The 26,600-nt window shown below is 31.8% G+C and carries 27 protein-coding genes; 12 read left to right on the forward strand and 15 right to left on the reverse strand.

The window, feature by feature from the left end:
- Positions 1–156: 156 nt before the first annotated feature.
- The 3 genes from AB8B52_RS08080 to AB8B52_RS08090 all read left to right on the forward strand — a co-directional run bounded on the left by AB8B52_RS08080 (position 157) and on the right by AB8B52_RS08090 (position 1,916).
- A complete protein-coding gene (locus AB8B52_RS08080) occupies positions 157–741 on the forward strand; it encodes a hypothetical protein (protein ID WP_406026961.1) in 585 nt (194 codons plus the stop codon).
- 223 nt (positions 742–964) lie between these two features.
- Positions 965–1,405: a UPF0158 family protein gene (locus tag AB8B52_RS08085; protein WP_406026963.1), complete on the forward strand. Its 441-nt coding sequence runs from the start codon at positions 965–967 to the stop codon at positions 1,403–1,405.
- A gap of 160 nt (positions 1,406–1,565) precedes the next feature.
- Positions 1,566–1,916, forward strand: coding sequence for a hypothetical protein (locus tag AB8B52_RS08090; RefSeq protein WP_406026965.1), 351 nt, complete (start codon positions 1,566–1,568; stop codon positions 1,914–1,916).
- On the opposite strand, the gene AB8B52_RS08095 is transcribed toward AB8B52_RS08090, so the two are convergent.
- A complete protein-coding gene (locus AB8B52_RS08095; protein ID WP_406026967.1) occupies positions 1,913–2,398 on the reverse strand; it encodes a CBS domain-containing protein in 486 nt (161 codons plus the stop codon). The two genes, AB8B52_RS08090 and AB8B52_RS08095, sit on opposite strands and share 4 nt — an antisense overlap.
- 231 nt (positions 2,399–2,629) lie before the next feature.
- Between AB8B52_RS08095 and AB8B52_RS08100 the strand changes: the two genes are divergently transcribed.
- Both AB8B52_RS08100 and AB8B52_RS08105 read left to right on the forward strand, forming a co-directional pair.
- Complete coding sequence (locus AB8B52_RS08100; RefSeq protein WP_406026969.1) at positions 2,630–3,439, forward strand: NAD(P)H-binding protein; 810 nt, start codon at positions 2,630–2,632, stop codon at positions 3,437–3,439.
- Positions 3,440–3,539: 100 nt separating this feature from the next.
- Positions 3,540–4,259 (forward strand): hypothetical protein, encoded by a 720-nt coding sequence (locus AB8B52_RS08105; RefSeq protein ID WP_406026971.1) that lies wholly within the window; start codon positions 3,540–3,542, stop codon positions 4,257–4,259.
- A gap of 58 nt (positions 4,260–4,317) precedes the next feature.
- Here AB8B52_RS08105 and AB8B52_RS08110 read toward each other — a convergent pair whose 3' ends face one another.
- The gene (locus AB8B52_RS08110) at positions 4,318–4,845 is read right to left on the reverse strand and encodes a hypothetical protein (protein WP_406026972.1); all 528 of its coding nucleotides are present in this window, start codon (positions 4,843–4,845) and stop codon (positions 4,318–4,320) included.
- A gap of 163 nt (positions 4,846–5,008) precedes the next feature.
- Between AB8B52_RS08110 and AB8B52_RS08115 the strand changes: the two genes are divergently transcribed.
- Positions 5,009–5,959, forward strand: coding sequence for an NAD-dependent epimerase/dehydratase family protein (locus tag AB8B52_RS08115; RefSeq protein WP_406026974.1), 951 nt, complete (start codon positions 5,009–5,011; stop codon positions 5,957–5,959).
- A 98-nt stretch (positions 5,960–6,057) separates the two neighbouring features.
- Here AB8B52_RS08115 and AB8B52_RS08120 read toward each other — a convergent pair whose 3' ends face one another.
- From AB8B52_RS08120 to AB8B52_RS08135, 4 genes are all read right to left on the reverse strand, one after another.
- Positions 6,058–7,137: a hypothetical protein gene (locus AB8B52_RS08120; protein ID WP_406026976.1), complete on the reverse strand. Its 1,080-nt coding sequence runs from the start codon at positions 7,135–7,137 to the stop codon at positions 6,058–6,060.
- Positions 7,138–7,203: 66 nt separating this feature from the next.
- Positions 7,204–7,449, reverse strand: coding sequence for a hypothetical protein (locus AB8B52_RS08125; RefSeq protein ID WP_406026978.1), 246 nt, complete (start codon positions 7,447–7,449; stop codon positions 7,204–7,206).
- A gap of 33 nt (positions 7,450–7,482) precedes the next feature.
- Positions 7,483–7,710, reverse strand: a complete 228-nt coding sequence (locus AB8B52_RS08130) for a hypothetical protein (RefSeq protein WP_406026979.1) — start codon at positions 7,708–7,710, stop codon at positions 7,483–7,485.
- A gap of 268 nt (positions 7,711–7,978) precedes the next feature.
- Positions 7,979–8,158: a hypothetical protein gene (locus AB8B52_RS08135; protein WP_406026981.1), complete on the reverse strand. Its 180-nt coding sequence runs from the start codon at positions 8,156–8,158 to the stop codon at positions 7,979–7,981.
- Between the two features lie 373 nt (positions 8,159–8,531).
- Here AB8B52_RS08135 and AB8B52_RS08140 point away from each other — a divergent pair, with 373 nt between their 5' ends.
- Genes AB8B52_RS08140 through AB8B52_RS08150 form a run of 3 tightly spaced genes read left to right on the forward strand, consistent with a single transcriptional unit; the run spans position 8,532 to position 12,497 of the window.
- Complete coding sequence (locus tag AB8B52_RS08140; protein ID WP_406026983.1) at positions 8,532–9,050, forward strand: RNA polymerase sigma factor; 519 nt, start codon at positions 8,532–8,534, stop codon at positions 9,048–9,050.
- Positions 9,051–9,103: 53 nt separating this feature from the next.
- A complete protein-coding gene (locus tag AB8B52_RS08145; protein ID WP_406026985.1) occupies positions 9,104–10,012 on the forward strand; it encodes a FecR family protein in 909 nt (302 codons plus the stop codon).
- Positions 10,013–10,040: 28 nt separating this feature from the next.
- Positions 10,041–12,497, forward strand: a complete 2,457-nt coding sequence (locus AB8B52_RS08150) for a TonB-dependent receptor plug domain-containing protein (protein ID WP_406026987.1) — start codon at positions 10,041–10,043, stop codon at positions 12,495–12,497.
- A 68-nt stretch (positions 12,498–12,565) separates the two neighbouring features.
- Here AB8B52_RS08150 and AB8B52_RS08155 read toward each other — a convergent pair whose 3' ends face one another.
- Positions 12,566–17,611, reverse strand: coding sequence for a T9SS type B sorting domain-containing protein (locus AB8B52_RS08155; RefSeq protein ID WP_406026989.1), 5,046 nt, complete (start codon positions 17,609–17,611; stop codon positions 12,566–12,568).
- An 827-nt stretch (positions 17,612–18,438) separates the two neighbouring features.
- Here AB8B52_RS08155 and AB8B52_RS08160 point away from each other — a divergent pair.
- Complete coding sequence (locus AB8B52_RS08160; protein WP_406026991.1) at positions 18,439–20,013, forward strand: anti-phage dCTP deaminase; 1,575 nt, start codon at positions 18,439–18,441, stop codon at positions 20,011–20,013.
- Between the two features lie 266 nt (positions 20,014–20,279).
- Here the strand turns inward: AB8B52_RS08160 and AB8B52_RS08165 are convergent, their stop codons facing one another.
- From AB8B52_RS08165 to AB8B52_RS08175, 3 genes are read right to left on the reverse strand one after another with little or no spacing between them, the layout of a single operon-like run.
- Positions 20,280–20,720, reverse strand: coding sequence for a DUF6527 family protein (locus AB8B52_RS08165; RefSeq protein WP_406026993.1), 441 nt, complete (start codon positions 20,718–20,720; stop codon positions 20,280–20,282).
- Entirely contained in the window at positions 20,707–21,879 is a 1,173-nt protein-coding gene (locus AB8B52_RS08170) for a ThiF family adenylyltransferase (RefSeq protein WP_406026995.1), read from the reverse strand. The genes AB8B52_RS08165 and AB8B52_RS08170 overlap by 14 nt, the downstream gene beginning before the upstream one ends.
- Positions 21,854–22,519, reverse strand: a complete 666-nt coding sequence (locus AB8B52_RS08175; protein WP_406026997.1) for a multiubiquitin domain-containing protein — start codon at positions 22,517–22,519, stop codon at positions 21,854–21,856. Before AB8B52_RS08175 ends, AB8B52_RS08170 begins: the two co-directional genes overlap by 26 nt.
- A gap of 433 nt (positions 22,520–22,952) precedes the next feature.
- On the opposite strand from AB8B52_RS08175, the gene AB8B52_RS08180 reads away from it, so the two are divergent.
- Together AB8B52_RS08180 and AB8B52_RS08185 are read left to right on the forward strand one after the other, a co-directional pair.
- A complete protein-coding gene (locus AB8B52_RS08180) occupies positions 22,953–23,294 on the forward strand; it encodes a helix-turn-helix domain-containing protein (RefSeq protein WP_406026999.1) in 342 nt (113 codons plus the stop codon).
- A gap of 50 nt (positions 23,295–23,344) precedes the next feature.
- Complete coding sequence (locus tag AB8B52_RS08185) at positions 23,345–24,208, forward strand: ImmA/IrrE family metallo-endopeptidase (RefSeq protein ID WP_406027000.1); 864 nt, start codon at positions 23,345–23,347, stop codon at positions 24,206–24,208.
- 43 nt (positions 24,209–24,251) lie between these two features.
- On the opposite strand, the gene AB8B52_RS08190 is transcribed toward AB8B52_RS08185, so the two are convergent.
- From AB8B52_RS08190 to AB8B52_RS08210, 5 genes are all read right to left on the reverse strand, one after another.
- Complete coding sequence (locus AB8B52_RS08190) at positions 24,252–24,500, reverse strand: hypothetical protein (protein WP_406027002.1); 249 nt, start codon at positions 24,498–24,500, stop codon at positions 24,252–24,254.
- A gap of 9 nt (positions 24,501–24,509) precedes the next feature.
- Positions 24,510–25,103 carry a recombinase family protein gene (locus AB8B52_RS08195; protein ID WP_406027004.1) on the reverse strand — a complete coding sequence of 198 codons (594 nt, stop codon included), beginning with the start codon at positions 25,101–25,103 and terminating at the stop codon, positions 24,510–24,512.
- 154 nt (positions 25,104–25,257) lie between these two features.
- On the reverse strand, positions 25,258–25,428 hold the full coding sequence (locus AB8B52_RS08200) for a hypothetical protein (protein WP_406027006.1): 171 nt from the start codon (positions 25,426–25,428) through the stop codon (positions 25,258–25,260).
- 176 nt (positions 25,429–25,604) lie between these two features.
- Positions 25,605–25,844 (reverse strand): hypothetical protein, encoded by a 240-nt coding sequence (locus AB8B52_RS08205; RefSeq protein WP_406027008.1) that lies wholly within the window; start codon positions 25,842–25,844, stop codon positions 25,605–25,607.
- Entirely contained in the window at positions 25,841–26,395 is a 555-nt protein-coding gene (locus tag AB8B52_RS08210; protein ID WP_406027010.1) for a hypothetical protein, read from the reverse strand. The genes AB8B52_RS08205 and AB8B52_RS08210 overlap by 4 nt, the downstream gene beginning before the upstream one ends.
- Positions 26,396–26,600: the final 205 nt, after the last annotated feature.

The following is a 26,600-nucleotide window of genomic DNA, read 5'->3' on the forward strand; positions in this document are numbered from 1 at the left end:
GCAACCAAAAATGCAATCAAATTATATAACTCTAAAAGATTACATTTATCTTTAAACTATAAAATACCTAATAACGTGCACCAAAATGCAGCTTAATTTTAATCAATAATCTGTAGACGTATTTTAGGACGAGACATTTGACCAAACTCAGAAACATTGAGAAATATCATAGCGTTATTACATCCAATTGAAAAAAAAGAAACTATAAGATTAGATTTTCAAACGGAATTATTGGAAACTGATATTTACGAAAAATTAAAACTTCCTGAATACGGAATTTACCAATTTATTGAAAACGATTTTCTGTATAATATGGAACAATCGGAATTGGACGCTGAACGAATAAAATATTATGAATTAAAGCGTGAAAAAAAAACTTGGTTTGGACTTTCAAAAAAAACAGTAACGGATTTACTAATTCAGCCGAAAAACAAATTTTATTACCCATACCAATATGGACATTATTTTTACTTGTATACTAAACATAAAGTAAATCCTGCCGAATTTCAAGAGTGGATTAACATTATGTTTCCAAATAAGTTTACTGATTTTGATGACACATTATTTATGGGAACTAATGAGAATTTCGAATTTTTAAATAAAGACGATTACTTTTTAATCACTCATCACGATTACCAACGGGATTTTGGAATTTCTGCAAATGAAATTATAACGAATGAGCTTCTAAAAATATTAAGAAAAGAAGAAGTTCAAAAAGAATTTAGAAATAAAAGAAAATAAAAAAACGTGTTACAACACCATATATAAGTTATTACAAATTCTAGACGACTTACAAAAGTCGTCACAGATTTTCTACAATAAAAAGAAATGGAAAACCCATAAAATAGACATTTTAATCTGACGAAAATAAAAATTGGATTGACGGAAGTACAACAGGATTAATTAACTTGGCTTTTTGGCAAAAAACAAATGTGGTTTATTTACAAAATGATTTAATAAAATAATGACTAATTCTCATCCCAATACAATCAAAGAAATTGCGCAACAATTAGATTGCGGATTCGACTGTTTCTTAAACCTTAGAACTAACGAAATTGTAGCTATTCCCAATTTCGGGCAACTGATGGACGAAGATGAATTTCGTGATGCGTTTGGCGAAGAGATAAAAAAAGTGGCTAACAAGAAAACAGATTTTATCAAATTTGAGGTTTTAGAGGGTTTTGAATCGTTTAAAATTATGGAACGATTTGTTGAGGAATTAACCGATAAAAATCTTCAATTAGAATTGAAAAACGTTTTAGCGAATAAGAAACCATTTCAGAATTTTAAGCATTTAATTGACCATTCAGAATTTAGACAACGTTGGTTTAATTTTAAACAAACTGAACTCGAGAAAAGAGTAGAAGCCCAATTAAAAATAGAAAAGCAAGCGCATAATATTTAAACTATCAGCCTAATTAAATTTTAACCTGTAAACACATTTAAGGACAAGACCAGAAACAGTGTCCGTCAAAAATCAATATTTAAAGCGACCTTAAGCACCATCCACTGCCAACGTACTTCACAATAATTATTAGTATATTGTACATACAAAAAGTAACCGTATGCGTAAAAAATGTCCAGAATGTGGTGATCTCATCGTTGGTAGAATCGATAAGAAATATTGTAGTGATGGTTGCAGAAATACTCAGAATAACCGTCTCAATAAAGATTCTAAAAATCTCGTAAGAAACACCAATAACCGTTTACGAAAAAATTACAGAATCTTAGAAGCTCTCAATCCTAATAAAAAGATGAAATGTTCTAGAGCGAAGCTTGTAGAAAAAGGATTCGATTTTAATTATATCACCAGTATTTATACTACCAAAGCTGGTACCATTTATTATTTTGTTTATGATCAAGGGTATTTACCGCTTGAAGGTGAGTATTATGCTTTGGTGAAGCGTGGAGATTAAACCCCTCCCTTAGTCGTACTATTCCAATTCTCACCTTTTAGCTTCAAGGCAGCAATCAAAATATCTTTTTGACTAATCTGACCGACGAGTTTTCCGTTTTCAACAATTGGGAAACGTCGTCTTTTGGACTGTAAAAATTTGTTAGCCGCATCAAAAACATCCATGTTACCATCAATGGTTTCAACATTTGTAGCCATACGTTTTTCAACATTGTCGTGTTCTAAAGGCATGTTATAATACCGACTTTCACTGAGTTGTTTTAAGCAGTCCCCTTCTGAAATGATGCCTACCAACTCTTGCTTTTCGTTAACTACTGGTCCGCCCGAAATCTTATTTTTAATTAAAGCCTCAACCACCTCTTGCACCGACTGATCTGGTTTAAAGGTTATCAACTTTGTAGTCATGTAATCTCTAACCTTTAATTGTGCAGATTCTGTAGAATTTTGCTGCTTACGAGCACCTTGAAAACTTTTAATTGGCATAATATCAGTATTTAGAGTGAATTTTAAAGTTACTTAAAATTAATGGGTTCACAAAATTGAACTTCAAAAGCCTATATAATCCGTATTTTTGTCAGTAATTTTTAATAGATTCTTTTTGAGCCTTATTAAACAATTGCCCAAATAAAACGAGACCTTTCAGGTTTTAAAAACCTACAAAGTCTGAAAAGTCTGAAAATCAAAACATAAGTTGTATTGTAAATAGCATTGATTTTGAAAACACAAATTAGCATTATCGGTTGTGGTTGGTTAGGCTTGCCTTTGGCTAAAAAATTAGTTGAAGACGGATTTTATATCAACGGTTCTACAACATCAAAAGACAAGCTAGGTTCTTTAAAAGTACTTAGAATTAATCCGTTTTTAATTGGTCTAACTGAATCTGAAATTTTAGGTGATGCTCATACGTTTTTAGCGGAAAGTGATACTGTTATTATTAATATTCCACCTGGATTGCGAAAAGATCCCACTAAAAATCATGTGGCTGAAATCAGAAATTTAATCACTGTTATAGAACAGCAGTCCGTAAATCACGTCCTCTACATCAGCTCAACATCTGTTTTTGAAGACTCCGTTAATTTTCCAATAATAAAAGCAGAAACGCAACCAAATGGCAGTTCCAATAGTGCCAAACAACTTATTGAAATTGAACATATGCTTCAAAATAACAAACATTTTAAAACTACAATTTTACGCTTTGGCGGTTTAATAGATGACAATCGGCATCCTGGTAAATTTTTATCGGGTAGAGCACATGTTTCAAATCCAGATGCTCCAATCAATTTAATTCATCAAACCGATAGTATCCATATTATTTTAGCCATACTTAAACAAAACGTTTGGAAGGTAGAATTTAATGCAGCCTATCCAAAACATCCCACAAAAAAAGACTATTACAACAGCTATTGTCAATCGAAAAATTTACCACTGCCAGCCTATAATAGTTCAGATAAAAGCAAAGGAAAAATAATAGATAGTACTAAAGTGGTACAACTTTTGAACTACAGCTTTCAAGTAGTACCATAGGCTTAGATTAAAATTATCAGTTTTTTAAGAGCATTTACTACTTAAATTTTATAGATTAGCCCATTATTTAAACAAATTAAGAATACTAAACTCAATACAAATGAAGACGATTACAAGCGCAATAATCCTACTATTTTCAGTAAGTATGTTTGCACAAACCAATACCGAATTAAAAAAGCACTACGAAGCATTTTACAAGCAAATGAAAAAACAAGGAGATGTGCAAGGTATTATCAATGCCATGACACATTTAGAGGTCTTAGACCCTTCAGTGGCTCGTAAGGATACTTTAGCATACATCTACCTTTCTGAAGGAGAGCACATGCAAGCACTAAATACTATTGGTGTTGAAAAAAATGCTACAGATTCTGATATGAATGTGGAAGTGAAAGCTTTGGCACTAAAAAACCTGAATCAACCTAAAATGGCTTTAGAACATTTTGAGGTCTTGTACACGCGAAAGCCAAATGTATATTTAGCCTATGAAATGGCAGATATGAAAATTCAGACCAACGATTTAGTAGGTGCAAAATTAAACATCGATTACGCTTTAGCAAATGTTACAGACGATATGAAACGTGCTTATTACGAAACACAACAACCTTATGAAACGTCTATGAAAGCGGCATTAACGTATTTAAGTGGCTTATTGAAGTTTTCTGAGAATAAATCGGCTAATATCGATGCAGCCTTAAAATTAATGAACGATGCTTTGGCTATCGATCCTAATTTTAACTTAGCAAAAGTAAGCCGACAAGCTTTAGAAGGCCAAAAAGCACAATTAGCTCAAAAAGCTGCTGCTGATGCTAAAAAAGGGTAATTACTAGAAAACATAAACAGTAAAATGCAGCCCAAAAGGCTGCATTTTTTTATGGCAATTATTCTGGTTGAATTTTATCATATAAATCGCGCTCTAACTTTTTATTAATTTGATAGTTAAGGTTAGACACAGCTTCAAACAGCCCTTTTATACTTTCTAATTTCTCACTTCTCTCAATATTATCGATGGTTAAGTTTTCGTTCAGTTTCAAAAGCTCAGTTTCTACAATAGCATTTCTAGATAATATAGGACTTGTTTTTAAATCTTCGGGTAATTGTGTTTTAAATTCGTCAATAAACGTCTTCAACAACACTTTATCTCCATTGAAAAAAGAAAAATCAGCTTTCTTTAAATAACCTAATTGTCTGGCAAGTTCTTGATATTTTTCCCAAGTGACTATCGCCTGTTCTGCTTCAATACTCAAAGCATAATCCTTATAATCAATACGTTCTATAGCTTTGGCTGTTATACGCGAACTCTGTTCTGCTTTTTCTATGTTTTCAGTAGTATCGACCTTATTGTTTTCCTTAGCACAGTTGATAACTAGCAGACAACAAAGGCCTAAAATAACTGATGTAATTTTCATGTTTGATTCTATTTGAATGGTAAAGATAGTTAAACGCTACATTTTAAGAATTTAGTATCTACTTTTAATGATCATCCGCACCACTTAGCATTTTATTTCTGAAAATTTTAATATTAGCACATCTTTATTCTTGTTACTTTTGAGCGTAATTTAACACGAGCTAATGTCTTCAAAAATACTCATTATTGGTGCCTGCGGGCAAATAGGAACGGAACTTACTTTAAAGTTGAGAGAACTTCATGGTGTAGATAACGTTATTGCTAGCGATATCAATACCCGAAAACTCGATTTGGTTAATGCTGGACCTTTTGTGATTTTAGATGCTAAAAACTTTAATGCTATTAAAGATTGCTGTGTTAATCATAACATAGATACCGTTTATCTGATGGCTGCGCTTTTAAGTGCTACTGGCGAAAAATATCCGATGGAAGCTTGGGATTTAAATATGAATTCACTCTTTCATGTCCTAAATTTAGCCAAAGGAGGACAAATAAAAAAAGTGTTTTGGCCAAGTAGTATTGCTGTTTTTGGACCCACAACTCCAAGAGAACATACACCACAGCATACCATTTGCGAACCGACAACGGTTTACGGCATTACCAAACAAGTTGGTGAACGTTGGTGCGAATATTATTTTAATAAATATGGTGTAGATGTGAGGAGCATTCGTTATCCAGGAATTATTAGCCATAAAGCCATGCCAGGAGGTGGTACCACAGACTATGCTGTAGAGATTTATCACGAAGCCATAAAAGAAGGTAAATACGAAAGTTTTTTGTCTGAAGACACCAATTTACCAATGATGTTTATGGATGATGCCATTAAGGCTACTACCCAAATAATGGCTGCACCTGCTGAGCATTTAACCATACGATCGTCTTATAATTTATCTGCCATTAGTTTTACACCAAAAGAAATTGCAGATAGTATAAAAGCTGAAATGCCTGAGTTTTCAATTTCGTATAAACCTGATTTTAGACAAGCCATTGCCGATAGCTGGCCATCTTCTATTGACGATAGTGTGGCACGAAAAGATTGGAACTGGTCGCACGACTTTGATCTTACAAAAATGACATCTGAAATGTTATCTCAATTATACAAAAAGTACAAATAATAACTAAAAAAAACCAACACTAATTAAAGTGTTGGTCTGCTATTAATCAATCATTTTGAATCCCTCAAAAGTTGAACTTTTTGTTAAAAAACATATCTTTAATCATTAATACAATAACTTCCAAAGCGGAGACGATCTGTACCTAGTTTTAATTCAATTTTCTTCTCAACAGGAGCTAGGTTAATGTTGCGAACCTCCCAAGTATCGTTAAAATCTGGTAGATCATCAACTTGGATTGTTAAGAAAATATCATCTCCAACTTCCGTAATCACCCATATTCCACTATATGTGTTAACGTCTTCTGTAACTAAAATAGTACCATCACTATTAAAAGTAAACATATAGTCTGTATAAATAGAGACAAGATTAGTATTGTCTCGTTTTAGTTTATCTATGCTCCACTCTGTACAGTCTTCAAAAGCATTTTCTAATTCATTTACTGAACAAGAACCACAATTTTGTTCATCATCGTCATCATCAAAATCATTATCATCATCTTCGTCGCAAGTATTATCTGTAGCCTCAATGACAGCTTCTAATTCTTGAATGTTATTTATTATTTGACTGGTATCATCAGAAAATAATACTGCAAAAGGAAAATTAAATGTAACCGCAGCGAATTGATCTAAATCTTCAATAAAATCAAATATTTCATTATCATTATTAATTGTTAATGTGGCAAATATTTCATTAATTTCATCGAAGTAAGATAGCGTTATTGGATATTGGAAATCTAAACATTCAATATCATCGTCATTTTCAGCATTTACTGTAAGTGCTAATAATTCTGTGTCAGAGTTTACAACATTGGTAGAAAAATCAGAAGAAATAGTAATTATTGGATACATAATCACTACTGAATCAACATCATCTTCAGAGAAATCAATAATATCCTCTATGTCTTCATAACCGTCCTCGTCAATGATTTCAAGTTCAATGCCGTTGACCATAACAGTAACTGGTAATTGTACAGTTAAATTGCTCGCTTTATCAATAATATTGTCTTTAGAGCCGTCTTTTTTTGCAACTCTACTCATTAAATTCGCCAAAGTAGAATTGGGTTTAATGGTCTCGTTGGTAGGAGGATCTATACTTAAATCATCTTCCGTTCTGCAAGATACTAGCACTATAAAAACCAGTGCAAATAAAAAATAACTTTTTTTAATCTGAAGCTTCATAATCATTATTTTTAAAAAGGTATTTTTAGCCTTTCAATCTTTGTTGGGTAACTTTTTATCTTAAAATTACATTTGGAAATTTACTAGTTTTTGTTCTAATTTGTTTAAACCTTTTGTTGTTCTTTTCAATTGGTCTAAACGCATTTTTGTAATGTAATACTTATACTCTTTAACTAGGTTATTTGGATCTTGAGATAAAACTTCCTTTAGTTCTTGTACTTTTTTCTCATAATCACTAATTTCACTTGCTTTGGTTGCAGCTATTAAGTGTAATAAACTTGTTGTTTTTTTTATTTCGAGGCAGTTGGTCATCTTTTTGCAATTATTATATAAGTTATACTTTAATTATGCACTCATTAGGGCTTCTAATTGGCATAAAGATGATCTTAATATTTCTTGTTCTGGTTGTCTTTTTGAATCTTCTAAGATCGCTTCAGACATAGAAACTACTTTAGTGCGGTAATAGTTAATTTCTTTTAGTTTTAAATCTCTTAGAACTTCACTTAAATTCGGTTGAACGTTTGTTTCTCTTAGTTTTAATTCAACTATTGTTTCGTTTAGGGTAGTATGCATAATGTAGGATCAATTTGGGTTATATAATTAAAACAACTCAATAACTGATTGTCCCAAGAATTTTTTATTTTTTTCTAAATTTTTATGATTTCTAAAGCTTAAATAGCTACAAATACTTGATAATCAACAGTAAAAAATAACAAATCTATTCTTGTTTTTTTTGAAAGAAATAAGAATTTTATAAAAATTACACGTCTAGGCAGCCTTTAAATAACTATTTACCTAACGATTAAGACCATTAGTGTTTTTAGATTTAATAATGACAACATTAGGCAATAAGAAGTAATTCTAAACGCCTTAGAGTTATACTAAGTAATGCCTGACAGTATTTATTTTTTGGGTCTTCTAAAATAGCCTCAGTAAGAGATATAACTTTTGAGCGTTGTCTAAGAATCTCTTCTTCTTTAAAAAAGGATTTATCAACGACTGAATTGAGATCTTCAATCATAATACTATGGATTAATCAAGAGCGTGTTTTATAATTGTGAGGGGTCGTCTTATTTCTAACTTGTTTTTAAAGATTTTCTGATTCAATTTCTGAAACGAAACAGTAATAAGTCTTTTTTAGCTTCAAATACAAAAGAGATCTTAAAGAGTATAGCTAGTTTCTTGAATATTTAATTTATTTAAAATGTCCGCAAGATTTGGACGAGAATCAAAATAATTTAACTTTAATTGTACAATGGCTTCGTTAAGGGTAGTGTGCATAATAGTGTAAGGTTTAATTAGGGTTACATTATTAAAACAACTCAATAAATAAATGTCCCAAGATTTTTTTAATTTTTTTCTATATCTTTCCTTTTCCTAAATAAAACCCTTAAATGCCACAATCTTTACACACAGATATCTGTGATAAAATACGTTTCTCAAAACTTTACGAAAAATACGCACAGACTTTAAGTAATATACTCTTGTATAAGTATGGTGATTTATTAAATCCTTCTGATAAAGTACAGGAAGCATTTATTAAACTTTGGGAAAACTGTTCTAAAGTAAAACCAGAAGCTGTAAAGACCTATTTATATACTACAGCAACTAATATGATGTTAAATGAAGTGAAACACCAAAAGGTAGTTTTTAAACATCAAGAAGTAAAACCAAAGGATTATACCAATGAATCGCCTGAATTTGTAATGCGTAAAAAAGAATTCTTACAACGCTTTGAGCATGTATTGTCTAAATTAAAAGAAGAAGAACGAGCTGCTTTTATGCTTAGTAAGGTTGATGGTAAAACCCATAAAGAAGTCGCCGAAATTTTAGGCATTACTAAAAAGGTTGCTGAACATAGGATATATGCAGCCTTTAAGAAGTTAAAAAACGAATTAGAAGAATTAAATTAATTTTTTTTGGGACAATTAATGTTTCAGTTGTTTTAAGTATAGAAGCCTATATTATGGAAAACGAATATTTAGTTAAAAAGTGGTTAAGCAATGAATTATCCGAAGCGGAGGAAGCATCCTTTAAAGCTATGGATGATGCAAAACTGTATGAAGAAATAATACAAGAAGCACAACGTTTTAATGGTAATACTCAAGCCAAAGTAGCCTCTTTTGAAGAATTAGATCGTTTACTATCCACGCAAAAGAAAGTTATTTCTTTAAGTTGGATGAAAATAGTATCTAGCATTGCAGCAATACTTGTTGCTGGTTTTGCTGTGTTTTCTATTTTAGATAATGGAAACATTAATGCGTTTGAAACAAATTATGCACAGAATGAAATTATTACGTTACCAGATAATTCTATTGTAAATTTAAATGAGCATTCTCAATTATCTTTTGATGCGTCAACATGGAATGATGAAAGAACATTAGATTTAAACGGAGAAGCTTTTTTTGATGTTGAAAAAGGAAAACGATTTCAGGTTAAAACCAATCGTGGTATTGTAAGCGTTTTAGGCACAGAGTTTAACGTTATTGCTACAGACAGTCTTTTTAAAGTATCTTGTTACGAAGGTTTAGTACAAGTTAATTATAATAACGAAGAAATTAAATTACCTGCCGGAACCGAGTTCACTTTAAAATTAGGAAACGCTAAAAAAACAGAAATAACTATTGCAGAGCCAAGTTGGATTAAAAACATGAGTGTTTTCGAAAACGCATCATTAAGTGCTGTTTTTAAGGAGTTTGAAAAACAATATGGTGTTACCGTTAATTTTGATCCAAGTATCCAATTACACTTTACTGGAGCGTTTGAGCATAATAATCTTGAAAATGCTTTGAATTCTATTACACAACCCCTTAATTTGACTTTTGTAATAAAAAACAACAATCAGGTTATAATTGGTAATGCTCATAAGGAATAAATATTTTATATGTATTTTAATAAGCTTATTGACATGCCTACATCTTAATAGCCAAGAAAACCAAAAAGTTCCGCTCTCAGAGGTATTATCTAAAATAGAAACATTACATCGTATTACATTTAATTACAAAAGTGGCCTTATTGATACCATTGAAGTTTTTCCACTTCAAAATAAATTAAGCTTACCAGAAAAAGTTAAAAAGCTCAATGAGCAAACTAATTTAATTTTTAAAAAGGTCAGTGATGCTATTATTACCATCTCCAAACCAATTACCATATGTGGTTATCTCATAGATGAGTTTTCTGAAAAGCCTCTTCAAGATGCCACCATTAATGGAACGCTAGATTATGCAATAAGTGACCAAAACGGTTATTTTGAAATAAAATTAAATTCTGAAGAAGAATTAGTTACTATTAGGCATTTAGGCTTTATACCTATTAACCGTGAAGCTAAATTGTTTAATAAAGAAGAGTGTGCTTCCATAATTATGTTTGTACAACAAGAAATGATTAATCCTGTAATGCTTCAAACCTACCTTATTAAAGGTATAGACAAAAAACAAGATTGGTCTACAGCAATAGATTATAGCAGATTTAGCCTTCTTCCTGGTCTTACGGAATCAGATGTCCTTCAAACTGTGCAAGCCTTACCAAGTATTTTAAGTGTCGATGAAACGGTGTCTAACATTAATATAAGAGGAGGTTCAAACGACCAAAATCTTTTTCTTTGGGACGATATTAAAATGTACCAAACTGGGCATTTTTTTGGTCTCATTTCAAGCTTTAATCCAAGTATGACGCAAACAGCCAGTGTTATTAATAATGGCTCTGATGTGTCTTATACAGATGGTACCTCTGGCACCATACACATGAAGACTAATGAGCATATAAACTCTGAGTTTGAAGGAATGTTTGGTTTAAATTTTTTAAACGCGGAACTATTTATAGACACGCCTATTGGAGACAAATCATCACTACAACTGGCATCCCGAAAATCTATTGATGATCTTCTTAGAACACCAACTTATAACGTTTATTTTGATAGAATAACCCAAGACACGGAAATACAAAACAACGTTTCTGACGTTACAAATTCTAACCAAGAATTTAATTTCTATGATACCTCTTTAAGATGGTTGTACAATCCATCGGATAAAAATTTCTTCCGACTTAACTTTATGCTCACCAATAACAACCTTAGTTTTAACGAAAGTTTAAATACTAATAGTTTTGAAAGAAACAGAGAAAGTAGTGTATCTCAAAATAGCATCGTTGCAGGCTTAAGCTATATAAGGCAATGGGATAAAAAATTCTCTTCTACACTTAATATTACTAATAGCGATTATAAGTTAGAAGCAGAAAACGCAGATATTATTGCAGAACAACTTTTTCTACAAAGAAACAGTGTTTCTGAAACAAACCTAAAATTTGAGAATAGATACGTCAAAGAGCTCTTACAATTTAAACTAGGATATAATTTTACAGAAACCGAAATCGTTAATTTAAATGATATCGACTTGCCAAGGTTTGTGAGACGAGACGAAGAAGTTTTAAGAGAACATGCTTTATTTGGGCAGGCTTGGTATAGTACTCCTAGTCAAGATTTTTCGTTTCGTGGTGGTATACGTGCTAATTATATAACCGAATTTAATGAGTTAATTATTGAACCTAGAGTAAGTGTTCGGAAAGCCATCGGAAACCATATAGAAATTGAAGCATTAGGCGAGTTTAAACATCAAAGCACATCACAGATTGTTAATTTTCAGAATGATTTTTTAGGTATTGAAAAAAGGCGCTGGCAACTTACTGATAATGATAGTATACCAATTATAAGAAGCAAACAAGCATCGATAGGTATACTGTATAATAAAAAAGGCTGGCTGGCAGATGCTAAAGCATATTATAAAAATGTAGATGGTATTACAACCCAAAGCCAAAGTTTTACCACTAAATATGAGACAGCAAGAACACAAGGAAGTTACGATGCCTATGGTGTTGAATTTCTATTAAGAAAAAAACTTGAAAAGCTTAGCACTTGGTTTAGTTATTCTTTCATTAAAAATATTTATACATTTCAAGATCTTGAAGAAGTAGAGTTTGCGAGTAATTTTGATATTACACATTCCGTAACAATTGGCAGTACGTTTAGTAATAAAAATTGGGATATTTCTGCCGGCTTAAATTATAGAAAAGGTAAACCAACTTCGATACCCTTAGCAGATAATGAAATTATAAAAGAAGATATAAATTTTGATATTGCCAATAACGAACGTTTATTAGACTATATGCGTGTTGATGCTTCTGCCATGTACAAATTTAAAATTAACAACACATTTCGGTCAGAAATAGGTGCTTCAGTTTGGAATATAATGGATAGAAGAAATGTAATTAATAACTACTACAGAATTACTGACGATACCATTAATCAATTTTCAAGATATTCACTTGGCCTAACTTCAAATGTTGTTTTTAAAATCTATTTTTAATACTTTATCAAAGTAAAAAGTAGATGGCTGAAGGCATTAACTTTTAAAAAAACCAAACATAATTATATTTACCGCTTCAAAGTAAAATGCCCAGAGAATTGGCGACCATCTTCAAGTATCACTCTAAACCAATAATCGCTTGTTGGTAAGTCTGCACCATTTAAGGTACCATCCCAACCATTGAGGGGTTCCAATTCCTTCAGAAGTTTTCCGTAACGATTAAAAATATAAATCGTGGTTCGGAATTGATGCGCAGAACTGATGCCTTTAAGTTGCCATGTGTCATTAACACCATCACCATTTGGTGTAAAATATTTTGGATAGCCAATGACTGGTATTTCTAGTGTGGCCACACCACAGCCATTTTTATCTCTTACATAGAGTGTGCGGAAACCGGCTTGAACGTTACTAAAAAAGGGTTCGTCTTGGTAAAACAAGTCGTCATCTAAAGCAAATTCATAGTCACCTAAACCTAAATTGTTATTCGTATTATTTATGGTTATTGAATTATTTTCCGAAATATCATTCACTATAATATCATCTAACGTAATAGTGGCTAGCTCAGAAGCATCAACAAAAACGTCTCTAGATCTAAAACAACCAGAACCGTCTGTTTTGGTTAATGTTATGGTATAGATTCCAGGATTAGAAACTTCTAAGGTTGTAAGATTAGAAAGTATAGTACCATCTTGGTACGTCCATTCATAACCATAATTTTCATTTATATTGGCCTCAATTGGATCTAACACTATTGTAAATGTAGGATCCGAAGAACAGACAGTTTGAGGCGTTTCAATAGTAAAATCTGGTCTAGCATTTACCACAAACTGTAACTCAGTACTATCTGAACAAACTTCATTTAAAGGGTTACTTACTACGGCAGTAACAGTCTGCGTATCTGTAACAAATGAGTTTGGTAATGGACTTGCTAGCTCGTTACCAAAACTATTAAAATAGCGCACTTCCATATTGGTTTGCCCTTGTAAAATTTCATCTTCAATGGTAGATGTATCAAAACTATAAAAGCCGTCGGTGTCATCATCGTCGTCATCACAAACTGGCGAAATCGTAACAGGATTAGCAACAGGCGAATCAAAAACTGTAAACTCTAAAGTGGTTTCGTCAAAACATGGGCCATTTGGATCTGCTGCAACAGTATTGGTAACACGAATGGTTATGGTCTGATTTTCTGTGAGAAATGGATTTGGTAACGGACTTGGTAATGCCACACCATTTTCATCAAAATAAGTAAGGCTAACCTCATTTAATGATTGACCATTTAAGACCGTTGCTTGTACTTGAGATACATCAAAAGGAAAAAATCCGTCATTATTATCGTCGCATTGTGCTTCAATAGTTACCGAATTTGCAATAGGTAATGCTTCTACAGTTAAGGTAATGTGTGTGCCTAATCCTAGACAATCGTTAGACAAATTACTATCTACTCTAATATAAATTTGTTGTGTGTTTGGAAAGCCAATATTTCTATAATTTGAAATATCAGTAATCTCATTAATTTCTGCTAAGGCATCAGCTTCAGTTCTAAAATATCTTGGTGGCAATGGATTTTGACCTGCAGGAATAAAGGCTAAAACCTCTGCTGTAACACTACTAAAATCAAATGTAGCAATGCCATCTCTATCATCATTATTTCCCGTATCATTTCCATTGCTATCCAAAAAATCGTCACAGACATTAAACGTTCTTTGAAAACTTGAAGGAATTACAGTTGTAGATACTTGAAGCGCTACTTCTGAAACCGAAACACAACCAAATTCTGAAACTACACGTGCCCAAACCGAACCACTACTTACATTTAGATTTGTAAACGCTGTAGCATCATCTATAAAACCTGCACTTGTTTCATCACCGACTATGGCATCAGCTTCTGTAAGATAATAGGTAAACACCTCATTTATAGCATTACCAGATACTAAAGCATTAGCTTCATTAAGGTTAAATGCGCTAAAGCCATCCGTATCATCATCACATTGTACTAAGGTTACAGGACTATTAATTTGAGGTAAAGGATTGACCGTTAAGGTGATTTCTTCCGAATAAAAATCACAACTGTTTCCAATTCTATTTAATTTTGCTCGATATAAATTTCCATTATAAGCTAAGGGTAGATTTGTAATGTTTAATTCTGAAGTTAATGCATTACTATAAATGGCATCATTTATAATAGGATTCCAGTTGATACCATCTGTACTTATTTCCCATTGAAAATCTTCGGCTGTATCTGACACCAGTGAAATTATAGTATCGGAAGCTTCACAAACTTCCGTATTTACTGGCTCGGTTAAAATTGAAATTGGTGCCGAAGTTAGATAATCTGTATTCGGAATAGTATAACCGTCACTGGCATTTGTGACTAGGCCAAAAGTATTTACAGTAACTGCAATATCACCTAATAAATCGTCCGTATTGGCATCAGAAAAACCAGCTTCAATAACATCGCTACAATCATCACCATCGCTGTCTAAATCGAGATATGAAAAGTTTGAATCTGCATCAAAATCATCAAGAGTATAAGTAATTATGCCACTATCTGCAAAGGTTTCAGCAACATCGATCCAACCGTTTAATCCAAAATCAAGTACTGTTCCGTCAATAATACCATCCGTATTTGTATCTGATAGCAAGCCTAGTTGTCCAGTTTCATACAAATCGTGAATGCCATCATTATCGCTATCTAAATCTAAATAATCCGCAATGCCATCGTTGTCGGTATCGATTGGAAGTGCTGCACTATCAAAAACATCATCTAAGCCATTATCGTCAGCATCAATGCCTGATAAGGCTACAAAATTATCACCCAAAACTTCTATAAAATCTGGAATACCATCATTATCACTATCTAAATCGAGCGCATTTTCAATACCATCACCATCTGAATCTAATTGATAACAACTTAAAGATATCGTACCACTAAAGGTTGAAGCTTCTGCTACGTTGGTGAGGTTATGTACAAAAGAAAAGCCGTCTACTTTATCTGCAAAAAATTCATAAGGTGTATTTCCTGAAGGATTTGGATTAATTTTAAATCGTATTTCAGAGCCAGATATCGAAGTGATTCCTGTTTCAAAAACACCATCAAAATTAGAATCGACTAGCAGTCTGTCATCAAAATCTTGAAGCGTAATATTTTTAGTTACAGGTGAAATTTTTACTGTAAAGAATTCGCCATCCGTAATAACGTGTGTTACTGATGTATTTTCAGAAAACTGTACGCTTACTAATTCTAAAAAAGATAGTGTATAATCATTTTCAGCAGCGGTTGCAGCTTCAACAACACTGGTGAAATCACCTTGATTATTTCCTGTAAAACTATTGGTATTTCCGGACGCATTTATTTCAGCATAAACACCCGAAGCTAAAGTTTCACTTGAACCATCTTGAAATAAAAATTCTGGTTGATTTAAATTTAAGAGATTGATAGTGACATTACCATTAGATTCTTCACAATTTAAAATACCGTCGTTGTCGTTATCAATGTCTAAATTATCGATAATGCCATCGTTATCTCTATCATCTGGACAAATACTTACAGGTATTTCAGCAGATTCTAAAACCAAACCGGAGCATGCTACAATACCGACAAGTTTATAGGTTCCTGCGATTGTTGGTGTTAAATCTGGTGTACTGATGCCTAAATCTACAAAACCACTACCTGAACCGTCATCGAATAGCCACTGGTAGCTATCAAAATTTTGGATATTGGCGCCAGAAAGTGTCACGTTTGGAATACAATTTCCTAAAGCTTCAAAATCTGCACTAAAATTAATTTCTGGTGCAGATGGAAATCCTGAATAGAAACTTCCTGATGTAGCTGACCCATTAAAATTAAAATAAGCACAATACAATTCATCACTACTCTGTACCGAAATGTTACCAGTTAAGCCTGTAACTTTATAAGTAATATAATCAGGATTTCCTGAAACAGCACTTGGGCCAATAGCACCAAAACTAGCGATTGCTGTATTGTTGATGGATACATTTGCACCAACTTTAGTGACTACAGTGACACCGCCAGAGTATGTGGCATTACCAATATTTTCAATGTTAGCGATATTATCTAAATTACCTCGTGCTTCACAGCTTAAAGGAGGTACAAAAAATAAGCCTTGGTTAGCTTCATTGTTAGTTGCACCAACACCTTGATATGCAAAAACATCCTCCGATGTTTGTACATACATATTTCCACTAGCATTATAGTTGTTTCCTTCAATAAGGTAATACTCACCTGCATTTATGGTTGCAATTGCAGGATTACCGTTAATAGTTATAGACGTATTATCAGAATGGGCTACAATTAAAACATTTTCCCAGTTATTAGAGCCATCTCCTTTTACAAAAATGTATTCATTTCCAATCTTAGAAGCACCAACAATTTGATCTAAACCATAATCACGACCATTTCCATTATGAAAACTGCCATTCGCCGAGCCACAATTAACAACAATTGGTTTATCCGAACTAACTAAAGCTCCTATTAAACCATCTCTATTAACGACTGTGTCTAAACTATTAGTGGCTATAATATAGCTTTCGTGTTCATTTAATGTAATTGAAATAGGCGCAGCTCCTGTATAATTTTTTATCACTAATCCGGCCGGAAGGTCGCTGAAAACAACCTCTGTATTATCTTCAGTTGCCATAACAGAAACAAAGTTTAAATAGTTGTCTTGTGGATTTTGATTTGTAAAACTACCTATTCTAAACTGTTGACCTAATGCTGATAAACCTTTACTAACTAATGCACCAGCCTGATTACTGTTACCAGCTTCCATTCTTACAGAAACATAAATAACGTCTTCTGCTTCAACAACATAACCCTTATTGGTTACAATACTAGTTTGGCTAGAAACAACAAACAACTGACCATTGCCTGTGCCTAAATTTATAACTCCAGGATTTGCATTAGACACTAAACCCGTGATATAACTTGTGGCTGGTAAACCTATTGGTTTAATAGTGTAAGCAACATCGCTAGTACTTGGTGTTGATAAATAAAGAAATTGACTTTCTGGGTTGGCATTACCAAATTCTGCACTTGTTAAAGGTGGGATATAATGTGTCTTGCTTAATTGCGCATGAATCTGACAGCCCATAAAAAAAGTGACTAACAGAAAAAAAAACTTTATGACATTAACTATTTGAATCACCAATTCACCGAATAAGAATATCGAATTTATACAATAATAATTAGTTTAGACGTATTCTGCTACAAAAGGTTTAATATCTGTGTTGTTTTGTTAAAAAGGTAAGTATCTCTAAGTTATTGCAACAATAAAACAGACACTTTTGTATTGGTTTTGTTTAATGCATAGAAGAAGCCTCAACTTCTAAAATCTCTCTAAAACACAAAAAAGCCACTACTTTCGTAATGGCTTTGTTTGTCTCGGCTGCTAAAGACTCGAACTTTGGACCCTCTGATTAATCCCGCACGTGCGGGACTCTAACCAACTGAGCTAGTTTACCTGTTGGTTCAAAATCTTTATCTATCAGTTTTTCAAGTAATTTTCTTGACTTTTGTGATTTTATAAAATATTCTAATACTTCTGTCTCCCATCTGGTAAGAGCTACTTTAAATACGCATGCCAATTCCCATGGTCGATACTTTGAAGTGAAAGTATTAAAGCTATACGTATTGTGTTTTATAAGCCGTTACCATGGGTCACTTGATGAACCAACATAGGTAGGTCTTGTAAGTTTTAGAATAAATAATATAGATGTAATACATAAATCAAACACAAAAAAGCCACTACTTTCGTAATGGCTTTGTATGCTCCCCCTAATATTGTTTTGTCGAACCAATTTAATGAAGAATTGATGAGGTTTGCTAGTTTATCCGAATCTACTTATAAAGTTTAATTTGAGATATATATTCTACTTGTGTATTATATTATTTATATTGTATATTTTTTAATATAAAAATATGGAAGTCACTAAACTAGTCGAACAGGATGAAGAATATTCTGGAAGAACAACAAGAGAAAAAGTAAATAACACTTTAACAGAAGAATTGTTTTTTGGGATATGCGCTCCAATAGGCTCTTTAAAAAGAGATGTGATTGTCACTTTAACAAAGATATTGGAAGATAAATTCGGATATGATGTTGAAGTCCTTAAACTAACTAATTATATTGAGAAATATAAGAACAATGAATTCAAGCAAATTGCATCAAAAACAGAAGCATTTTCTAAAATAATTTATAAAATAAACGAGGGAAACGCAATTAGAAAAAAATATTCTAATAATTCCGTTTTAATAGAACTCGCTGTAAAGGACATTCATGTATCAAGATTAAAAGAGAATAATTCAATAGACACAAAAAGCGAATTTTTAGACACCTCTACTTTTAAAAGCCGTAGAAAATGTTACATTTTCGACTCTATTAAAAACAAAGAGGAATTATTATTGTTAAGGAGGATTTACACCAAAAACTTTTTTTTATTTAGTGTGTTTTCTCCATTAGATGAAAGAAGACATACCTTAAGAGAAAAAGATTTATCTGAATCTGAAATAGATAAAATTGTTGATACAGACGAATTTGAAAATAACGACTATGGTCAAAACGTAAGAGGCACTTTTACAAATGGTGATTTTTTTCTTAGAGTTTCTCACAGTAACCTAGACAAATTAGACTTAAAAATTGAAAGGTATTTACATTTAATATTCGAGAGTGATATCATAACACCAACAATAGAAGAAACAGCTATGTATTCTGCTAAATCTGCGGCTGGAAACTCAGCTTGTTTATCTAGACAAGTAGGAGCTTCAATAACAGATGAAAATGGAAATGTAATTTCTACTGGATGGAACGATGTTCCTAAATTTGGAGGAAACCTATATCGTGAAGGGCAACCAAATGATATGAGATGTAAAGTTAAAGGCTTCTGTAGTAATGATTCTCAAAAAGACAGTCTAGTCTCAAAAGTTATAGATTCTATTAAAAAGGATAATACAATAAAAGAGATTCTACAAGATGGTGATGGTAAATTCAGCATTAAGATTATAGAGAATTTAAAGAAAAATTTACGAGCTTCAAAAATTAAAGACCTTATTGAATTTTCTCGTTCTGTTCATGCAGAAATGCATGCTATTATTTCTGGAAGCCAATTATCTGGTTCAAAAATGATAAATGGTAAACTCTTCTGCACAACATATCCCTGTCATAATTGCGCTAGACATATAATAGTTGCAGGAATTAAAGAAGTATATTATATAGAACCTTATGTAAAAAGTTTGTGCCTAACTTTACATGATGATGCAATAACTGAAGATGAAAAGAGTTCTAGTAAAGTAAGAATATTAATTTTTGATGGGGTAGCACCTAGAAATTATCTAACTTTTTTCACTAATTTTGTAGAACGAAAAATAAAAGGTAAATTAGTAGAAGTTGATTTAACAACTGTTAAACCAAAAATATCCAAGTCTTTACAGGCTCTACCAACTTTAGAACAACAAGCAATTCATTCGTTAAAAGAATGTGGACTAATTAATGACTAAAAAAGAAGACACAAAAAAGAAAGAATTAATACAACTTTCTATAGAATTTCCATCTTGTAACAAGATACATGATACAAATAATAGTTTTGAAATTAAAAGCTATATAAATTGTAGCACTCCTGTTATAAGTTTATTAGGCAATGATTTTTTGTGCAAAAAAGATAAATCTGATTATATTAATTTAGTATTAAATAACACTAAATCTTTCTAATCAAAAAGTTTAATTTTAAAAAGCCTCTATTTCAATAGAGGCTTTTTTATTTTAATCACTCTCCAAACAATAACTTCCATAACCACCACTTCTTTTTTGAAAGTGATTCTTCTGAATCTTGTTTTTCGCTAATTTCAATAACTGTTGGAATCCGTTTTTTACTTTCATAAAACTTATCCCTTTCGTTATTTTCAATTTTACGGATTTTATTAATCCTATCATCACTCCATGTTGATGCCCACTCAATAACTCCATTCGTAATCCAATAGTGAGACTTACAATCAAAACTCCAATTGCCAACAGATGGGTTAAGAGTAATTGCTTCACCATTATAACTCATTTTCCAACCTGTAGGTGATAGTGGGGTGTTAACCTCACTACCACAACCACAAGCACAGTTATGAATTACTGTACCATAATCTAATGATATGTATAAAACACCATCTTCGATTATCTCTGGCATAAACTCTACGAACTTATGTTCAACTATCATCATTTTCTATATGATTTACATTAATTGAATAAGTGCTATTATGCTCATTCTCAAGGTCATTAAGAAACCCATATAGCTTCTTCCACTTCATGACTGCAAAAACAGCATTTAAAGCATTTAGTTCTGCTATTTGAATATTTGTAGAATAAGCTGCATCATCCACATCATCAAATGAAACACGACCTTCCCAAACATGACTTCTCTTTTCTTGAGTACTAGCCGTCGTTCTAACCATTCCTATTAAAGAGTCATCAACACGCTTAACTCCAATACCAGTATCTATAAAAGAAATTTTTAGACTTTCTAGTTTCTTAAATATTCCTTTCTTAGCTTCACTTCTATCTATACATACAAAAACAAAATCTAAGTCATTAAGAAGACCTAAATTCGTTTTATTAATATATAATTCATGTGGTACTATATGCCTATGCATTTTAGAGTATATCCGACTGTAATACTCAACTTTCGGAGTAGATTCATTCAACTCTTCCAAAGATGGAGCACTAGGTGCTCTAAAAGCATTATGTTGCAAAAACTTATCACCATCAAACAAATGAATCTCACCTACAAGAGTTTTAGCAACAAAATCTAAAATGTAAGAACCCGTACCACCTAAACCGATAATACCAATCTTTAATCCAGATAGCTTTTGATTGATTACGTCAATTTCAGCTTTTGAAGAATTTGTATCACTATAAGTTAGTACAGATTCCATGTCTTCTGATTTTATTGCTCTGTAGGTCTGAGCAGTCACACTACTATCAAAATGCTGAGCTGGAGCCGAGATAATTTTAATATACTGAGTTACTTTTTCAAAATAATCTGGGTAACCATTAACAGGTTTGTTTGAAAATGAGTGATTAACAGTAATACCCTCTGCAAGTTTTACTGTATTACTAGCATGTTTTATTTGAGCAATAATTGTCCCATCTATATTACAAGGAAACTCACCTGCAAAATGAATTACATGTGTGTTTGGTTTTGTAACACGATTATTAGCAATAGACACGTTGGTTACCAACGTGCCTTTTACTACCTTCTTACTAGCGTTTAATAATGGAACGCTATGTACCAAAAGATAATTCCCGATTATCTCAACTTCGTAACCTTGGTCACGAAGTTTTTTGATATCAGGACTATGATTTATTAGTTTGAGTGACATTGAAAATCATTTTGTTGTTGACTAAAATCACTTCGCCTTTAACCATAGTACCATTCGGTTTACTAGGCACACCTTTTACATAATTTACAGTATAAATTACATTAGGATTAGCCACTATAGAACCGTACTCTAAAACTACAACCTCATCAAATGAGATTTTGTCTTTATTCCAAGGCTTTTCTCGAGCATTTACGATAATACAATCAATTACTAAATCTCGTTTACAGCTCACAAAACAAGATTTTTTGGTAATTGCAATCTTATGTTCAGCATCATCTTTGTAAGTGACTTCTACACCTCTTGCTCTTAACTCATTAAGAGAATACCTGTCTGAATCAATACCAGCAATAGCCATAATCTCATTTGGAGTCATGATACATTCGTGAACTTCAAATTCTTTATTATCGACTTTGATAATAATTCCTTTACGAACTTCAGCTCTAAAACCTTCTATTCCTGCTTTTTTTAAATCGACTGGCTCATCAAGCTGAATAGGCTCGAAACCTTTTTCATTGATTCTATATAGCAATTCATAATCTTCTACAGGTAAAAGACTTGCGAGAGTTAATAATTGGCGACCAGTTAATTTTGATTCGTTGGACTCGAATTTCTTTCTATTTATTCTAAATGTGTAATTCATCGTTTTCGATTTTTTACGTTACACCCAATTCAAGGTTTGGGATTACCTTGACTTGTCATTCTTTAAAACAGTATAAGTCAAGTACTATTCAGACAAAAATATTTTGCTAAAACACCCGATATGACGTAAAAAATCATTACTTTCGTATAACAAAACAAAGGAATCCTTTGATGGTGATAAAGCCTCAAAGTGTAGTCATCCAAACTATAATTCCTGTAAAATTTAAATCCAATTATATTGTTGTCGCAATAGATTGGATTTTTTTTATCTCTTTATCGGCACATTAGTTTTTAAATTCATGATGGCAAATATAAATTAAAAATCTAAATATATTAAGATTTAATCTTAAAAATTTAATCTTAATATTATTAGATAAAAATTAGTTAAACTAAGATTTAGTTATTATATTTGCACTAGAATTGAAAATCTTTATATGACATCATTAGGCTCTTACTTAAAGTCTTTACGTAAATCGAAGAACTTAACTCTAAAGTATATTGAAGAAAACTTAGGTATATCTAACGCATACCTAAGTCAACTTGAAAATAATAAAATCAAAAGCCCTTCAATATACGTGTTAACTACATTATCGAATGTTTACGACACTCCTCTTGCCGAAATATTAGAGGAATCTGGTATTGTTAAAAAACCAGAACAAACACAAGAAGAGACTCAACTCAATAGTCGAATTGCATTCTCTACGGAGAAAATGTCTAAAGAAGAAAAAGAGGAAGTACTAGAATATTTAAAATTTTTAAAATCGAAAAGAAAATAACCACCGTACTTCAATCACAAGATGCAATTGAAAAAATATCTTACAATTTATTGAAGGATAGCAATTGTTTTGATGTTTTTCCCACACCTGTTGAGGAAATAATACAATATGCTAATCTAAAGATAGATGAGGGCTTCGATTTATCTAAAATTGAAGAATCTTTTATTGATAATCTCAAATATAGAACCAAAGGACAAATACAAAATCTACTATCTGGATTAAGTAAGATTAAAGGTATTTTCTTTCGAGAAGAAAATATAATTTATGTCGACCTAAAGGATAAAACTAATAGAAAGTACTTTGTTGCTCTACATGAATTAGGGCATGGAATTTTGCCTTGGCAAAATGAACTATCTCTTGCATTTGACAATAAGTCTTCGCTTTCTATAGATGTAGAAGAACAATTTGAACTTGAGGCTAACCTATTTGCTTCAGCTACTCTCTTTCAACATGAAAGGTTCAATAGTGAATTGGAGAAATTACCCTTATCTATTAAATCGGGAATGGCTTTAGCTAAAAAATTTGGCTCATCAAATCACGCAGCTTTAAGAAACTATATACTAAAATCTAAAAACAGATGCGGTATGATAGTTTTAAATAAAATTCCAGAACCTAAATGGAATGAGCCTTTTTGTTCGTTAAGAAATTTATTCTACTCAAAGTCATTTTTACAGGATATAGGTAAATTAGATATACCTGAAACTTTTGGTTACAATTGGGAATTTGCTCAAGATTTCAAACACAAAAGAAGATTACACGATACTGGCGAGATTGAATTTAAGAACTCAATGGGTGATACTATAAAATGCAAATACCATTATTTTTTTAATTATTATAATGCTTTTGTATTCTTCTTTCCTATTGAAGAAAAGAAAAAATCAAGAACAAAAATCATTCTCCAAAATGTTAATTAGCCTTTTGTCATAAATTCATTTTACTTTGTAAAAGTAAAATCCTTTAGGCTCTAAGCCATTTAATGAAATTGATAACGCAGAGTACAACCAAGGTTAATAAAGAGAAAACTAACGATATTAATAATCCAATTGTACCAACATTACCACTGAATGAGGAACGTTTGTTTTTTCGCTTAGCAGATTCTACCGCATTGACCCATAATTGTGCTTCTTGTGAGAATCTCGTTAGGTTTGTAGAGTCATTAGTATTTGGTCGCCAATTGAAATTTTGCCTTTCTCCTTGTGTTGCCATACTCTTAAATTACAGGTTAATTAATCTTTTAACTTTTTGAGCCGTACCTAGAGAACACTCACCAAGTTTTGCAGCTCTTCTTAATGATTCTCCATTTTTAAGCTCTAACATTACATTTTTGTATTTTTTTAAAAATTCGTCATCGGTCATTTTAGTTCCGAATAATCTTCCAGTATATTTTCCTTTTGCTTTTGCAATCTTTATACCTTGTTTTTGTCGCTCTAACATATTGGTTCTTTCCATTTCAGCAACATTACCGAGAACACTAATAATCATCTTAAAAATTGGATTAGGTTTATTATCGACCATTGAGTACATACCAATGTTTTCAACATATAGATTAACCTTGTTATTATTAAAGAATTCAGAAACTGTTAGGATGTCTAAAATATTTCTACCTAAACGGTCTATTGAAGATACATGAACTTCATTTATCTTATTATTAGTAATATTGTTTGTCAATTTTTTTCCTTGTGGTCTGTCAAAGAATGGAATAGCACCACTAATTTTATCTATGTAAACAGATTGAAAATTATCTGAGTTAGTTTGTTGTCTCTCTGTATTCTGCTCTAAAGTTGAGACCCTAATATATTTTACTTTCATAATCTTTAGTATTATAAAGCAAATGTAGTGTATATATTTAGGGTGGCAAAATTATACACCTAAAAACCAGGTGTTTACATGAATTTAGTATGTCATTTTAGGTCATGGTCTTAAAATGATACAGACATGTTTTTCAATCTGAAAATAATTAATTTTAATCTCTATTAGTTATTTGTTTAATCTCTGAGTGAGTTTTCTCCATTTCAGACCTCATCTTTAAAACATTCAAATCTTGCATAAGTTCGTTTTTCTTAGTCTGGTCTTTTTCCAAGTTTATCATTTCTTGTTTGGCTTTTATTTTAGCTCTAATTTTTTCTATATCCATAATTTTAATTTTGTTTATAGGTCTGACTACTTTTAATCAAACCCTTATTTTTGATATTGTATAACCACTTTTAGTGTTCAACTTACCTAGTAATAACGTGTCGTTTATGGTACAATTTTTAAAAAAAAATTTTTAGACAGGTTCGATGGTACTTTTTTACAGGTAATCATCCCTAATTATAACGTGCGATACGTGTTAGGGTCTCCTGGACCATTCCAACTATTTGATAACTGCTCACATTCAAAAATAAAATGAAGGTTATTATTTCTGAATAACCAATGATATTCCAAAATCAAATCATCATCCGTTGCAGACATCTCGTGCGTAATTCCGTAATAGTTAACCATTAGTTCTCTTAGTTTTGGGTTAAGAGTAAAATCTCTTAATTCTTCATGTTTAGTTTTAATATGTTTCATAATATTCCGCTTTTAATTGGTGCTTTATCAATATATCTCATGCTACTAAACTTATTATTTATATCTGTAACTTGGTAAATAATCTCATACCAAGAAAAGTATTTATTAATAACGCTTTCAACTGTTTTTTTAGTTTTACTAGTTGAAGCATCAATAATAAAATGTGTGTGGTTATTACCTCTATTATCAAGTTCAATAGCGTACTTTATTTTATGTTCAGGTAACTGTTCCTTAATCTCTTTAATTAATTGGTAGTGATATTCTACTTCATAATTATTATGAGGATTCCAAGTTGCAAAACACTTCCAGTTGTCATGGCTTATGGGGTTGCTTTTAAGCTTATTTACGGGCATAAATTCATTAATAAGAGAATAATGTATTTGCCAACCTTTACCTTCCCAATATAACAGCTCAGTCCTTCCGCTATATTTCTTTTTTACGTTTGACATTCTATATTGTAACATTCTTGGAGATAACCCTGTTAGCTCTTTCAATTGGTTTAGTTTATAGTATATATTATTGGTGCTTTCAGCTTTAACTCTTGTTTTCATTCTATTTTTTATTTTAAATTTGACATAATAAGGTCAAGATGAGGTTGTAATACCTCAAACATTATTGTTGGTGTTAGTAATAAGTATGTGAAACTTTGGGAAAAACTGCACTATCAGGCAATTATTCTAAAATTCTTGTAGTTTATCATGAAATCAATCACAAATAAACTTAATGATGTGGATAGAAAATAGGCTTTAAAAATTG

The sequence above is a fragment of the Winogradskyella sp. genome (genome assembly GCF_045105575.1).
Lineage (GTDB): Bacteria > Bacteroidota > Bacteroidia > Flavobacteriales > Flavobacteriaceae > Winogradskyella.

What these genes read in the sequence shown, in the direction of transcription:
- AB8B52_RS08085 (WP_406026963.1), top strand. Translation starts at nt 965, where the DNA reads ATGACTAATTCTCATCCCAATACAATCAAAGAAATTGCGCAACAATTA.
- AB8B52_RS08090 (WP_406026965.1), top strand. Translation starts at nt 1,566, where the DNA reads ATGCGTAAAAAATGTCCAGAATGTGGTGATCTCATCGTTGGTAGAATC.
- AB8B52_RS08095 (WP_406026967.1), bottom strand. Translation starts at nt 2,398, where the DNA reads ATGCCAATTAAAAGTTTTCAAGGTGCTCGTAAGCAGCAAAATTCTACA.
- AB8B52_RS08105 (WP_406026971.1), top strand. Translation starts at nt 3,540, where the DNA reads ATGAAGACGATTACAAGCGCAATAATCCTACTATTTTCAGTAAGTATG.
- AB8B52_RS08110 (WP_406026972.1), bottom strand. Translation starts at nt 4,845, where the DNA reads ATGAAAATTACATCAGTTATTTTAGGCCTTTGTTGTCTGCTAGTTATC.
- AB8B52_RS08115 (WP_406026974.1), top strand. Translation starts at nt 5,009, where the DNA reads ATGTCTTCAAAAATACTCATTATTGGTGCCTGCGGGCAAATAGGAACG.
- AB8B52_RS08120 (WP_406026976.1), bottom strand. Translation starts at nt 7,137, where the DNA reads ATGAAGCTTCAGATTAAAAAAAGTTATTTTTTATTTGCACTGGTTTTT.
- AB8B52_RS08125 (WP_406026978.1), bottom strand. Translation starts at nt 7,449, where the DNA reads ATGACCAACTGCCTCGAAATAAAAAAAACAACAAGTTTATTACACTTA.
- AB8B52_RS08130 (WP_406026979.1), bottom strand. Translation starts at nt 7,710, where the DNA reads ATGCATACTACCCTAAACGAAACAATAGTTGAATTAAAACTAAGAGAA.
- AB8B52_RS08135 (WP_406026981.1), bottom strand. Translation starts at nt 8,158, where the DNA reads ATGATTGAAGATCTCAATTCAGTCGTTGATAAATCCTTTTTTAAAGAA.
- AB8B52_RS08140 (WP_406026983.1), top strand. Translation starts at nt 8,532, where the DNA reads ATGCCACAATCTTTACACACAGATATCTGTGATAAAATACGTTTCTCA.
- AB8B52_RS08145 (WP_406026985.1), top strand. Translation starts at nt 9,104, where the DNA reads ATGGAAAACGAATATTTAGTTAAAAAGTGGTTAAGCAATGAATTATCC.
- AB8B52_RS08155 (WP_406026989.1), bottom strand. Translation starts at nt 17,611, where the DNA reads ATGGGCTGTCAGATTCATGCGCAATTAAGCAAGACACATTATATCCCA.
- AB8B52_RS08160 (WP_406026991.1), top strand. Translation starts at nt 18,439, where the DNA reads ATGGAAGTCACTAAACTAGTCGAACAGGATGAAGAATATTCTGGAAGA.
- AB8B52_RS08165 (WP_406026993.1), bottom strand. Translation starts at nt 20,720, where the DNA reads ATGATGATAGTTGAACATAAGTTCGTAGAGTTTATGCCAGAGATAATC.
- AB8B52_RS08170 (WP_406026995.1), bottom strand. Translation starts at nt 21,879, where the DNA reads ATGTCACTCAAACTAATAAATCATAGTCCTGATATCAAAAAACTTCGT.
- AB8B52_RS08175 (WP_406026997.1), bottom strand. Translation starts at nt 22,519, where the DNA reads ATGAATTACACATTTAGAATAAATAGAAAGAAATTCGAGTCCAACGAA.
- AB8B52_RS08180 (WP_406026999.1), top strand. Translation starts at nt 22,953, where the DNA reads ATGACATCATTAGGCTCTTACTTAAAGTCTTTACGTAAATCGAAGAAC.
- AB8B52_RS08190 (WP_406027002.1), bottom strand. Translation starts at nt 24,500, where the DNA reads ATGGCAACACAAGGAGAAAGGCAAAATTTCAATTGGCGACCAAATACT.
- AB8B52_RS08195 (WP_406027004.1), bottom strand. Translation starts at nt 25,103, where the DNA reads ATGAAAGTAAAATATATTAGGGTCTCAACTTTAGAGCAGAATACAGAG.
- AB8B52_RS08200 (WP_406027006.1), bottom strand. Translation starts at nt 25,428, where the DNA reads ATGGATATAGAAAAAATTAGAGCTAAAATAAAAGCCAAACAAGAAATG.
- AB8B52_RS08205 (WP_406027008.1), bottom strand. Translation starts at nt 25,844, where the DNA reads ATGAAACATATTAAAACTAAACATGAAGAATTAAGAGATTTTACTCTT.
- AB8B52_RS08210 (WP_406027010.1), bottom strand. Translation starts at nt 26,395, where the DNA reads ATGAAAACAAGAGTTAAAGCTGAAAGCACCAATAATATATACTATAAA.